The following is an 11,719-nucleotide window of genomic DNA, read 5'->3' as shown; positions in this document are numbered from 1 at the left end:
CCGGCACGCGGGCGACGGCCCGCACCGGCGCCCGCGGTGCCGGACCGAGCACCAACTACGGAACGAGTCATCCAAGCGAAAGAAATGCGTTTCCGACCAAAACCGGAAATCGGGAAATGCCCGGTGCCCGTGTTAGGCTGCGTTTGTCGGCTCCCCCAAGAACGGGAAAGACGGTTCTCCGCGGTGGCGTCCGGCACGCCTCCTCCGCGCCCGGGACACGACAAACCGACGCCGGACCGTCCCCTTCGGACACCCGGTTGGCGCGGAGACCGCCCGACCGGTGAATCGATCCGTGGACGAGACAGAGGGGAAGCAAAACCATGAATTCGGCCACGGTGCTGCCGCCCACCCAACGCAACGCCGTCGCCGCGCGGGTGGCCGACCGGAGCGACCAGCGCCTCCGGAGAATCGGCATGCTGCGCGAGCCGGGCGGGCTCGCCCAGGCGGACGACCCGCACCGGGTGGCGACCCGAATCGACCGGCTGAGCCGGCACCGACCGGACGTGCAACCGATCAACCCGAGGGCGATCGTCTCCGGGGACACCGCCGCGGTGGCGGCGGCCGGCGCCGTGCTGGAGCGCATCATCCAGACCAGCGACCTGCTCGGCGTGGGCTACCTGGAGGGTGGCGCGACGGCCGCGCAGGCGGTGGGCCGGGTGAACATCGGCGACGTGCACGGCCGGCTGGTCGGCTACGGAACCGGCTCCCTCGTCTCGCCGGAACTGCTGCTCACCAACCACCACGTGCTGCCCGACGCCGGGACCGCCGAGTCGAGCAGCATCGAGTTCGACTACCAGGACGGCGTGGACGGCCGTCCGCGGCCGACGGTGAGCTTCGCGCTGGATCCCGCGCGGTTCTTCGTCGCCGACGAGACGCTGGACGTCGCGCTGGTCGCGGTCAAGGCAGACCCGGACGACCTGGCCCGGTTCGGGTTCAACCGGCTGACGGAGTCCGAGGGCAAGGTGATCGTCGGCGACTTCGTCACCATCGTGCAGCATCCGAGGGGCGAGAAGAAGCAGGTCGCGCTGCGGGAGAACCGCATCGTGGACGTGCTCGACCTGTTCCTGCACTACGAGACGGACACCGAGCCGGGGTCATCCGGCTCCCCGGTGTTCAACGACCAGTGGGAAATCGTCGCGCTGCACCATGCCGGTGTCCCGGCGCCCGCGCACGGCGAGATGGGCGGCATTGTCAACGAGGGCGTACGGGTCAGCCAGCTGCTGGGCTTCCTGCGCCGCCAGCAGTTCCCGCCGGAGCAGCAGGCGCTGGTGGACCGGGTGTTCGCCGGGCACGCCGCCGTGCCGGCACCTCGCCCGGCACCCGGTGCGCCCCACCAGGCGGTCGCGCAGGCCATGCCGGTCGGTGCCGAGCCGGTCGACACCGTGGGGCCGCCAGCCGTCGGGGAGGCCATCCAGATCGACCCCGACTATGCCAACCGGGAGGGCTACGACCCGAACTTCCTCGCCGGTCCGGAACCGGTGCCGATGCCCAACCTGCCACCGCGGCTGGTGCCGCTGGCCGCGGTCAACCGGGTGGCCACCGGCGCTCCCCGCCACGTGCTGCCGTACCACCACTTCAGCGTGGTGCTGAACAAGCAGCGGCGGCTCGCCTTCTGCACCGCGGTCAACATCGACGGCAACACCAGCGTGCGGCTGCGCCGCGAGCCGGACCGCTGGTCGCTGGACCCGAGGGTGCCGGCCGACGAGCAGGCGGGCGAGGAGGTCTACCGGGACAACCCGCTCGACCGTGGCCACCTGGTGCGCCGCCTCGACCCGGCATGGGGTACGCGCACGATCGCCAAGGGCGCCAACGACGACACCTTCCACTTCACCAACTGCACGCCGCAGCACAAGGACTTCAACCAGAACCGGACCACCTGGGCGGGGCTGGAGGACTACGTCCTGGAGAACGCGGACAACCGCGACCTCAAGGTCAGCGTCTTCACCGGCCCGGTCCTCGCCCCGGACGACCACCCCTACCGCGGTGTGCAGCTCCCCCGCCAGTTCTGGAAGGTCGTGGTCATGGTGACGCGGGCCGGCATGCTGTCCGCCACCGGCTACCTGCTCAGCCAGGAGGACCTCATCCGTGGGCTGGAACTGCGGCCCGAGGAGTTCGACTACGGCGCCTACCGCACCTATCAGGTGCCGGTGCGGCGGATCGAGAATCTCACCCAGCTGTCGTTCGGCACGCTCACCGAGGCCGACCCGCTGAACCGGCTCGAGGCCGCGACCACCGCCATGGAGATCACCCGCCCCGAGCAGCTCACGCTGTGACCAGCTGGCGTCAGCAGGAACGCAGGAAGCGGTCCAGCACCCGAACGCCGAACCGCAACGCATCAACCGGCACCCGCTCGTCCACCCCGTGGAACAGCGCCGAGAAGTCGAGATCAGGGGGCAGCCGCAGCGGCGCGAAACCGAAGCAGCGGATGCCCAACCGGCTGAACGCCTTGGCGTCCGTGCCGCCGGAGAGCGTGTAGGGCAGGGTGCGCGCCTCCGGGTCCTCCGCGCGGATCGACTCCGCCATGGCGTCGACCAGGGCGCCGTCGAAGGTGGTCTCCACCGGCGGCAGGTTCGCGATCCACTCCCGCTCCACGTCCGGGCCGATCAGCTCGTCCACCTCGCGCAGGAACGCCTCCTGCCGACCAGGCAGGACCCGGCAGTCCACCACGGCCTCGGCCGTCGAGGGAATCACGTTCGCCTTGTAGCCGGCGTCGAGCATGGTCGGGTTGGCGGTGTCCCGGAGCGTGGCACCGACGATCCGGGCGATGCCGCCCAGCTTCGCCACCGCGCCGTCCAGGTCGTCCTCGGGGAACTCCAGGCCGGTGAGCTCCGTCACACCCGCCAGGAACTCGCGGACCGAGTCGGTGGGCACCAGCGGAAAGCGGTGCCGGCCCAGCCGGGCCACCGCCTCGGCCAGCTTGGTGACCGCATTGTCCTCGTGGATCATGGACCCGTGCCCGGCGCGGGCCCGGACCCGCAGCCGCATCCAGGCGATGCCCTTCTCCGCGGTCTCCACCAGGTACGCGCGCACGTCGTCACGCAGAGTTATGGAGAACCCGCCAACCTCGCCGATCGCCTCGGTGCAGCCCTCGAAAAGCTCAGGCCGGTGGTCAACCAGCCACTGGGCGCCCTGCAGACCGCCGGCCTCCTCGTCGGCCAGGAACGCGAACACCAGGTCGCGCGGCGGCGTGATGCCGTCCCGTCGCAACCGCCGGGCCACCGCGATCGTCATGGCCAGCATGTCCTTCATGTCCACCGCGCCGCGGCCCCAGACGTAGCCGTCCCGCACCGCCCCGGAGAACGGGTGCACCGACCACTCCGTCGCGTCGGCCGGGACCACGTCCAGGTGTCCGTGCACCAGCAGCGCTCCCCGGCTCGGGTCGGCGCCGGGCAGCCGGGCGACAAGATTGCCTCGGCCCGGCGCACCAGACTCGACGTAGGTGGTCTCGTAGCCGACCTCGGCCAGCCTCTCCGCCACGTACTCGGCGGCCGCCCGCTCCCCCTTCAGCGTCGCCGGGTCACCGGTGTTGGTGGTGTCGATCCGGATGAGGTCACTGGCAAGGCCGACCACCTCGTCCTCGGCCAGCCGCAGCCCCACGGCTTGCTCTTCCCTACGATCGTTCGTCACCCGGCCTTCCTACCACCGTGAACGTGACGGGAGACCCCCAGTTTGGGTTGCCGGGAGTGGATCAGCTACTCTGTTGCTCATCGCGGGAAACCGCAGGTCCGAGTGGCGGAACGGCAGACGCGCTAGCTTGAGGTGCTAGTCCCCGTATAAGGGGGTGGGGGTTCAAGTCCCCCCTCGGACACGCTCGCTAACCACACGTGGCGCGGCCGTCGCCAGGACGGCCCGCTCGTGGTGCTCGTACCGCAGTTCAAGCCGCAGTTTCGCGTAGAGACGGCTCAGGCTCTCCGGTCGACCATCGGCCAACGTCGCGCCGACGTCGCCGAGGTAGTCCACCAGCGCGTACACCTCGCCATCGGTGAGCACGTCCGGTGCCGGTGTTCTCTCCAGCTCGGCTCGCGCGGTGGCCCGCTCCGCCTGCGCGTCGTTGATCGCCTCCACCATTGCCGCCGGGTCGACACCGGAGGCGATCGCATCGTGGAACCGGCGTAGCCGCGCTTCCGCGTCGGCAAGCCGCCGCTTCGCCACCTCGTACGCGGTCCGGCCGTCGATCGCCTCCGTCTGCGAGGCGACCATCGCCGCCACCGTGCCATCGACGTTCTCCGGAGCGAACAGACCATCGAGCCACCGGTTCAGCGGCTCCAGCACCTGATCCTCCCGCAGGTTCACCGTCTTCGGGTGATCGGCCAGCGCCATCGAGCCGGGCGCCAGGGTCCGGGCCACGCAGCGGTAGTAGACATCCCGCTTGCGGATCACCGCGCCCTGCATTTTGCGCAGGCAGATCCCGCAGCGGATCAGTCCCCGGAGTACGTATGGCCGGGTTCCGGTGGTCCGGGTGCGCTCCAGCTTGGCCAGCCCGCGCATCCCGCCCCCGGCGCGGGACCGGCGAAGCAACTGAGCTTGCGTGAAGTCCTCCACCGACACGATCGCCGGGTGGGCCGGCCGCCGGGACCGCACGACCCGGTCAGGAGTCGACCGCCGGAACCGCGTCACGTGCCCGGCCGCCACGTCATCCGGGTCGAGCAGCGTTTCCTGCTTCGACCACCGGCCGAAGAACGCATAGCCCGTGTAGCGGGGATTCTCCAGAATCGCCCGGACCGTGCTCCCCTGCCAACCGTCCGCCAGCCGGTGCCGATTCTGATCCGGCCGACGCGCCGACGGGCACGGAATCCCATCCCGGTTCAGCCCGTACGCGATCGCCCGATCACCGTTGCCGTCCAGGTACTCGGCGAAGATCCGCCGCACCACTGCCGCCGATGGTTCATCGATCGCCAGCACGCGCAGCCGGTAGCCCTCGGCCGCCTTGCGGGGGTTCGGGTGCGGCCCGCCGTCCACCGCCACGTAGCCGTACGGCGCCCGGCCGCCCTGGTGCCGTCCCTCGTTGACCACCTGGGCATCCATGGCCGCGCGGACCCGCGCCTGCACGTGCTGGCGTTCGGACTCGCTCATCCCACCGAGCACGCTCATCAGCATCTTGTGGGACGGGTTGCGGGCGTCGAACTTCCCGCCGAGTTCGGGCACCCACAGATCCACACCATAGGCGGCGAACCGGGGCGCGATCAGGGAGAACTGGTTGCCGAACCAGCACCGCGTCCCCTCCCCCACCACAACCGCATCCCACCCTCGGTTGGGGTTCTTCAGCGCATCCAATAGCCGCCTCGCATGCGTCCGCCGCTCCCAGGGCACCGAGCGGGACTGCCCCACGTCGAAGAACTCCGCCACCACCGTGCCGCCGATCGGTTCCACGAACTTGCTCGCGTTGCCCAACTGCCAGGCATGCGACGTCTCCGGGTCCTGGTTGTCCTCGGTCGAGCACCGGCCGTAGAAGGCCACCGGTCCAATGCCGTCCTCGCCGGTGTCGGCGACCTCCACCCCCAGTAGATCGTCCAGCGTCGCCCACGGGTCTTTGCTGATTTCAGCAGTCACGCCGCTCCCCTTCGCCGCTCGGTCGACGGCCCTTGCTCTCGGCCAGCTCGACCAGTATGGCAAGCAGTATGCGCGCAACATCCGGCGTCAGTACAGGTAGTTGATCCGGCAGGTGGACCGTGATGTCCTCTCCTTCCTGGCGGTAGGTGCTCATGGTCGATCACCGCGCGCGTCATCGCTTGAGCTGATTTCATCAGCCGCAACGCGCTCAATCGCTGCCCGGATCTCCGCGGTGAGGTAGCCGCGCACGCGGCGTGTCTCGCCGTCCTCGGTCGGGATGCGGTACCGGGTCGGCTGGCAGCCCAACTCGCTCATCTGCTGAGCGAGCGTCGTCGCCTCCAGGTCCAGCGCTTCGGTCAGCTCGGCCGTGGGCACGAATTCCCGACCGTCCGGCTCCAGGTCGGCGCCGAGGTAGTCCACAACAGACGCCAGTGGTTCCGGCAGCTCGTGCACCCGCCAGTCTGCCCGGCTCGACGCGTTGCCGGCACCGATGGCCTTCGCGGCAGCGGCATGGTCCGGCACTGGCGTCGTGTCCTGGCCGGCGGCGTGGCCGGTCAACGTGCCTTCCGCCTCCCGCAGTGCCCGACCGCGCTGGCAGATGGTCTGCCAGTCCTCATTGGGCATGTAGTACGTCCGCACCATCACCGCGAGCACGTCCGCGCCGGCTTCCGAGTCGCCGTCCGGCCGCAGGATGCCCACGCCCTTGTGTGAGGCGAGCAGCCGACTGCTGTCGTATCCGCGCGTGTTCATCTGCTCGCCGAGGATGATGTTGCTGTCCCGCCAGTCCATCACCCGCAGCGCGAACCGCGACCCGAGCACCGCCCGCAGACCGGACGGGATGGTCTTCGAGTCCGGCCGCTGCGTGGCGAGCACCAGCACGATCCCGGCGGCCGGCCCCTTCTTCGCCAGCCAGGTCAGCAGCTCGCCGACGTACTCGCCAGCGGTGAGCTTCTTGCCCTCGACCGTGACCGGCGAACGGTCCTCCAGCGGCACCTGAACCTCATCGATGAAGATCGCCGTAATTGGCATGTTCAGCGACGGGTCGCGCGACATCGCCGGCGTGACCTTCGACTCCGGGCAGATCGAGTCGTCCAGCGCGCGCATGCGCCGGTACCGGTCCTGTACCTCGCTGATCAGCTCGACCAGCCAGCCGATCAGCATCCGCGCGTGTTCGGACTCGTCGCCGGACATGAACCGGTGCGCCACGGCGGCGGCCGCGTCCCAGTCCTTGCCGGCCTTGAAGTCGGCCACGTACAGCCGGGTGTGCGGGTCCAGAATCAGCCCCGCAGCGGCCAGCCGTGCGGCGAATGTCTTGCCCTGCCGAGGAATCGCGCCGACGAGCAGTGAGGTCCACACCAGCGGCAGGTCCACCCGCCGGTTTCGCGCGTCCCGGCCGAAGGGCACCGGCCGCCATGCGTCCCACCGTTCCATCGGCAGCAGCGGCGTCCGGACCGGCGGCGAGGCGTACGGGTCCTGATCGGCGACCCACATCGCCACCCGGCCGGCGTGCCCGCCGTTGCCCCGGACCCGCTCGACGATGAGCTGAACCTCATCAACCGCGAGCGCCGACGCCAGTGCGTCCCGGTTCTTGATCACGTCTGCGGCCTTGCGGGTGGCCGGCAGGTCGACCGTGATCGCCCACCCGTCGCCGACCCGGGCGGCGCGCTCGACCAGGCGGAGCGTTTCATCCTTGCCGATCAGCTTCGCGTCCCGGAACGCGTCCACCAGGATCTGCGGGTCCATGGTCCACGTCAGCGTGCGCGGACCGGCGAGCACAGCCTTTCGGCCGGGGCTGCCTTCCCGGCGCCGGCCGAGGATGGCCAGCGCGACCGACACGCCTCCCCCAGCGATCCACAGCGCACGCGGGCCGTGCACCAGATCTGCGACGAGCAGCGCCGCCGCTACCGCGACGGCAACGGCGCCGGTGACCTTCCACCGGAACAGCGTCAGCGCCCGGATCTCGGCGAACTTGTCGGCCAGCTTCTCGGCCTGCTCGGCGGCTTCGCGGTAGTCGCGCACGGTGACCCATTGCCGCCACCACCGGGCGGCCGCCACGATGCCGCGGACCACCGCGCCCATGTAGCGCAGCGGTGACCGCAGGATCGCCGCGAGCAGGTCCTTACCGGCCTGCGCGGCCTGCCGCCGATCCTTGAGGTACCTCGGAACGCGCGGGGACCGCAGCCACCGGGAGACGAGCCGATTAATCTTCGGCCGTTCGTAGACCGGCCCCGGCGGCTCGGCGACCAGCTCGCCGTCCAGCACGGCCGGCTCCACCTCGCGGGACTGCGCGTGAACGGGCAGGGTGGCGTCCTTGGTGTTCACAGAGTCCGGCGTGTTCCCGGTCGGTTCATGAACGCTCACGGCCGACCTCCCCAGCCTGCACCTCGGCGGCGAGCGCCTTCGCCAGCCGGGACGACATGCCGCGCGAGCACCCGGTGACCTCCCGCACCCAGGCAGGCGTCACGGTCACATCCGGCGTGTACGCGGCCAGCGCACGCGCCCGGTAGTCCGCAAAGGACGTCCGCCGCGCCGGGCCGACCGGCTGATCTTCGGCCGGCGTCTCCGGTGCTTCGCCGTTGGCGTCCGGCGCGTTCACGAACGCTGCCGCGATGGCCGCGCCGAGCTTGTCGCGCAGATCGGTCACCGCCTCCGCCGCGACGAACACGGCCAGCGGCGGCACCGAGTGGAGCACGACCAGCGCGGGCGACCTGGCCACGAACGCTGACCAGGTGTTCATCACGTACGTGGCCGCGAGCGTGAACCACTTCGCGCCGCGTGCCCAGCCGCCGGTCCGCACGCCGTAGCGCGCGGTGACCTGCTCGGCGCGCAGGACGGCCAGCAGCACCAGCGACACCATTGGGTCGAGCAGCCACGCGGCCAGCCAGGGCAGCGACCACGGCCGCGACCCGGCCGCCGCGAACTGCTGGACATTGGTCATCGTGAACGCCAGCCCGAGCAGGATGCCGGTCCAGCACAGGCGGTCCACCTGGACGGCGACGCGTTCGATCGGTTCGGCCCCGGCGGGCCGGGCGGGCGGCCGCAGCCGCCCGCCCGTGTCCGGTCGTGTCATCGCCGACCACCACCCCGGCGCCGGGGCATGTCGTACGTGCTGACCGTCAGCGCCCGGGTCACCGCGTAGGAGGCGAACAGCGCCGGTAGGCCGAGCACGGCCAGCAACAACCAGCCGTTGCCGCCGCGAGCGATCACGACCCACTGCACGGCGACGATCAGGCCGGCGTTGAACAGCACCCGGCCGGCCAGGGACACCGCACGGGCACCGGTCCGCGCCGCGTCGGCCGCCACTCGCGCCCGGCGAGCACCGGCCCGCCAGACCCACAGCAGCGTCACGAGCACGCCCAGCCCGGCCATGATCTCGGTGGGGGTGAGGTTGATGGTCGTCATGCCCACGGCCCTCCCTCCGAGTCGCTGGCGTCCGGGTCCTCGGCGCGCTCGCCGCGCTGGAGCCAGTGCGGGTAGAGCGCGCGGCGGTCGTCGTCCGACAGGGCGCCCCACACGCCGGTCGTCTGCTCGCCGGCCGTGCGTAGTTCCAGTTCCAGGCACTCGTCCTGCACCGAGCAGCCAGCGCACAGCAACGCCGCCAACTCGCGGTCCGTCAGAGGTTCGTCCTGCCACGGCGGCTCGTCGCCGTAGGCGCGGACCCACATGCACATGCCGTCCCGCCGGACGATCTCGGCGAGCACGGCGCGCGGCACCCAACGCAGGCGGTCCAGCCGCCAGGCGATGCCGATCAGCCACAGGTCGTATCGGGAGGTCATCATGGCCGACTCCCGGACTTGCGGCCGTCGTCCGTGGGACGACCGAGCAGGCGCACAAGCGCGTTCGCCGGGATGACGAGCCGGCCGCGCCGCCGCACGGCGCGCATCGTCCCGACGCGGACGGCGCGGGAAATCGTGTCGGTGTTGACGTTGAGAACGGTGGCGGCCTCTCGAACGGTGAAGTAGTTCGACCGGCCGCCGTTGGGCATGGCGTTACGCATTGGGAAGTCCCTTGATCGAAGCAGAGCCTGATGATTTCAGTACTTATTTGCTGATTTCAGCGCAGAAGGGCACACGTCTGGTCGGCCGCGCGCCGAAGAAGCGCCCGGTGGCACGTGGAATGGCAAGGAACCGCTAACCTCGGCGCGGAGGCGGAGCGCGGAGGAAAAGGTGTCGGAGGACTGGGCGGCAGTCGCCAAGGCCATCAACGAGCGCGTGAGCGAACTCGGGTGGCGTCAACGCGAACTTGCGGACCGTTCGCATGTCTCGCAGGCGATCGTCCGGGAAATTCAGCACCACACGGTGGAGCGCCGCCGCAGCCCGCGGACCCTGGAGTCCCTGTCCGTGGCGCTTGGTTGGCACCCCGAGCACCTGGCGGCCGTCCTGCAAGGTCGCAAGCCGCCTGAGCCGGACGAGCCTGTCACCGCTGGCAGGGACACACTCTGGTCCCGGCTGGACGCGCTTGAGCAGCGCATGACCGAAATCACCGAACGTCTGGACGACCTGAAATCCGACCTCGCAACGGTGATCGAGCATGTCCGCGCGAATCGCTAGGGCCCGGTGGTTTCGCTTGCTGGATTGGGTGTCTTGCATGGCTTCAATTTCACTGCCAATCCAGCGGGAAACTGATGCATCATCGATGCAGGTCGAGTGCATGAGCAGTGCAGATGCAGTGCATAATGCGATGATGGGAGCCGCGAGGCGATGGATTTAGCGACCGGTTGGACAGGCCGCGCCGCGTGCGCGCTCCAGGCTGCCCTGCGGATGAGTAACGAATCTTTCGCGGCACACCTCGGGATTGCCGTCCGGACGGTGGCCGACTGGCATAAGAAGCCGGAACTACGGCAGAAGTCCGAAATGCAGCAGCTTCTGGACACCGCACTTGAGCAGGCGTCGCCGGCCGTCAAGACGCGGTTCGCCACGCTCGTCGGCGAGAGCGCCGAGCAGCCGCAGCCCGACGCCGAGCGGGACGAGGCGGCAGCCGACGCGGAACGCCGGCTCATCACCGATCCGAACATCGGTGCAGCGCTCGACTGGCTCGACCAACATGCCGGCTGGCCTCCTGGCACTGCTCGCCGTGAGGTCGCGTCGCGCCTGGTTCGCCTGGACGTGCGGGGCCTCCGAGACCGAGCCAACCGCCGGGCAAGCGTGGACCAGCGCCGCATCGCTCACGCACTCGGCGAGTACTACGGCGCCCGGAGCGGGGATCACGGCCGCTACCGCGCCCGGTATGGCAGCGGCGCCGAGGTGATGACCAGCCTTCTCACCTGCGCCGACTGGCTCGACCTGGGCTGCCCACTGGTACCCGCGCATGACCGGCTCACGCCCGTCAGCGCCACAGACGACGGAAGCGCCGCTTTGGACGTGGAAACCGCCGGCCGCGCCGCCCAGCGGCTGGCCGAAACGCTCGCGTTGGGCACTCGGCTCGTGGACATGCCGCTGTATCGGCTCGCCGACATCGACGTCAGCAAAGGCGCAATCGGAGGTTCGCTCGGCTTGGCGCGCTTCGCTGGCTACGCCGTGACGATGGACCTGCTCGAAGGCGAGCTTGTCGACGCGGTTTCGGCCGGCCTGTCCCCTCGGCCGGGCGCCCTGCCGCTGCGTGATCGGTATCTGCCCGACCTGGCGTCGGTCCTCGGCGTCGCGGATCGGCTCTGCGCTGGCGGCCCACTCGCCCTCTGCGCGATCGCTCGCCCGGCCAGTCCCCTTCGCGGCGGTGCGGACTACCTGCTCCTAGTGCAGGAGCGGTCCGGGCATGTCGTCAACGCCGCGCGGCGCCTGGCGGTCATCCCGAAGGGCTTCCACCAGCCGCTGGCCGACCTCAGCGCCGACGCACGGCTCGGGGTGACGCTGCTGCGGGAGATGGAAGAGGAACTGTTCGGCCGCGACGACATCGATAACACGGTGGCCGATCAGCGCCGGGCAGACCCGATGCACCCAAGTCGCCTGTCTCAGCCGATGCGCTGGCTACTGGACGGCCCGGACCGCATGAGGATCGAATGCACCGGGTTCGGGCTGAATCTCGTCAGCGGCAACTACGAGTTTGCCAGGGCGGTGTCAAGTAGTGGGTGCACCACCAGCTTCTAGCAGCAGTTTGTTGAGGACTTCGGTGGGTTTGAGCCAGCCGAGAGTCTGCCGGGGCCGGTCGTTGAGTTCGTCGGCGACGGCGTCCA

Annotated in this window: 11 protein-coding genes and 1 tRNA gene; 4 read left to right on the top strand and 8 right to left on the bottom strand. The window is 70.1% G+C overall.

What is annotated here, in order from left to right:
* The first annotated feature begins 320 nt into the window (after positions 1-320).
* Positions 321-2,273 (top strand): DNA/RNA non-specific endonuclease, encoded by a 1,953-nt coding sequence (locus FFT21_RS24240; RefSeq protein WP_137816241.1) that lies wholly within the window; start codon positions 321-323, stop codon positions 2,271-2,273.
* Positions 2,274-2,283: 10 nt separating this feature from the next.
* On the opposite strand, the gene FFT21_RS24235 is transcribed toward FFT21_RS24240, so the two are convergent.
* Positions 2,284-3,627: a M20/M25/M40 family metallo-hydrolase gene (locus tag FFT21_RS24235; RefSeq protein WP_225978713.1), complete on the bottom strand. Its 1,344-nt coding sequence runs from the start codon at positions 3,625-3,627 to the stop codon at positions 2,284-2,286.
* A gap of 96 nt (positions 3,628-3,723) precedes the next feature.
* Between FFT21_RS24235 and FFT21_RS24230 the strand changes: the two genes are divergently transcribed.
* Positions 3,724-3,808: transfer RNA gene (locus tag FFT21_RS24230), tRNA-Leu, on the top strand.
* Here FFT21_RS24230 and FFT21_RS24225 read toward each other — a convergent pair.
* Genes FFT21_RS24225 through FFT21_RS24200 form a run of 7 tightly spaced genes read right to left on the bottom strand, consistent with a single transcriptional unit; the run spans position 3,790 to position 9,535 of the window.
* Complete coding sequence (locus FFT21_RS24225) at positions 3,790-5,550, bottom strand: recombinase family protein (protein ID WP_137816240.1); 1,761 nt, start codon at positions 5,548-5,550, stop codon at positions 3,790-3,792. The two genes, FFT21_RS24230 and FFT21_RS24225, sit on opposite strands and share 19 nt — an antisense overlap.
* Entirely contained in the window at positions 5,540-5,704 is a 165-nt protein-coding gene (locus tag FFT21_RS28970; RefSeq protein ID WP_153816581.1) for a hypothetical protein, read from the bottom strand. Before FFT21_RS28970 ends, FFT21_RS24225 begins: the two co-directional genes overlap by 11 nt.
* Entirely contained in the window at positions 5,701-7,872 is a 2,172-nt protein-coding gene (locus FFT21_RS24220; RefSeq protein ID WP_225978714.1) for an FtsK/SpoIIIE domain-containing protein, read from the bottom strand. Before FFT21_RS24220 ends, FFT21_RS28970 begins: the two co-directional genes overlap by 4 nt.
* A gap of 25 nt (positions 7,873-7,897) precedes the next feature.
* Positions 7,898-8,620, bottom strand: coding sequence for a hypothetical protein (locus FFT21_RS24215; RefSeq protein ID WP_137816239.1), 723 nt, complete (start codon positions 8,618-8,620; stop codon positions 7,898-7,900).
* Positions 8,617-8,952: a hypothetical protein gene (locus FFT21_RS24210; protein WP_137816238.1), complete on the bottom strand. Its 336-nt coding sequence runs from the start codon at positions 8,950-8,952 to the stop codon at positions 8,617-8,619. Before FFT21_RS24210 ends, FFT21_RS24215 begins: the two co-directional genes overlap by 4 nt.
* Complete coding sequence (locus FFT21_RS24205) at positions 8,949-9,329, bottom strand: WhiB family transcriptional regulator (protein ID WP_225978712.1); 381 nt, start codon at positions 9,327-9,329, stop codon at positions 8,949-8,951. Before FFT21_RS24205 ends, FFT21_RS24210 begins: the two co-directional genes overlap by 4 nt.
* The gene (locus FFT21_RS24200; protein ID WP_225978711.1) at positions 9,326-9,535 is read right to left on the bottom strand and encodes a helix-turn-helix domain-containing protein; all 210 of its coding nucleotides are present in this window, start codon (positions 9,533-9,535) and stop codon (positions 9,326-9,328) included. Before FFT21_RS24200 ends, FFT21_RS24205 begins: the two co-directional genes overlap by 4 nt.
* Before the next feature lie 181 nt (positions 9,536-9,716).
* Here FFT21_RS24200 and FFT21_RS24195 point away from each other — a divergent pair, with 181 nt between their 5' ends.
* Positions 9,717-10,100, top strand: coding sequence for a helix-turn-helix domain-containing protein (locus FFT21_RS24195; RefSeq protein ID WP_137816236.1), 384 nt, complete (start codon positions 9,717-9,719; stop codon positions 10,098-10,100).
* 258 nt (positions 10,101-10,358) lie between these two features.
* Complete coding sequence (locus FFT21_RS24190; protein WP_137816235.1) at positions 10,359-11,633, top strand: transcriptional regulator; 1,275 nt, start codon at positions 10,359-10,361, stop codon at positions 11,631-11,633.
* Positions 11,634-11,719 lie beyond the last annotated feature (86 nt).

The sequence above is a fragment of the Gandjariella thermophila genome (genome assembly GCF_005405885.1).
GTDB classification, from domain to species: Bacteria; Actinomycetota; Actinomycetes; order Mycobacteriales; family Pseudonocardiaceae; genus Gandjariella; species Gandjariella thermophila.
The sequence above is the reverse complement of the archived record's forward strand: the minus strand, read 5'-3'. Positions and strand labels throughout refer to the sequence as shown.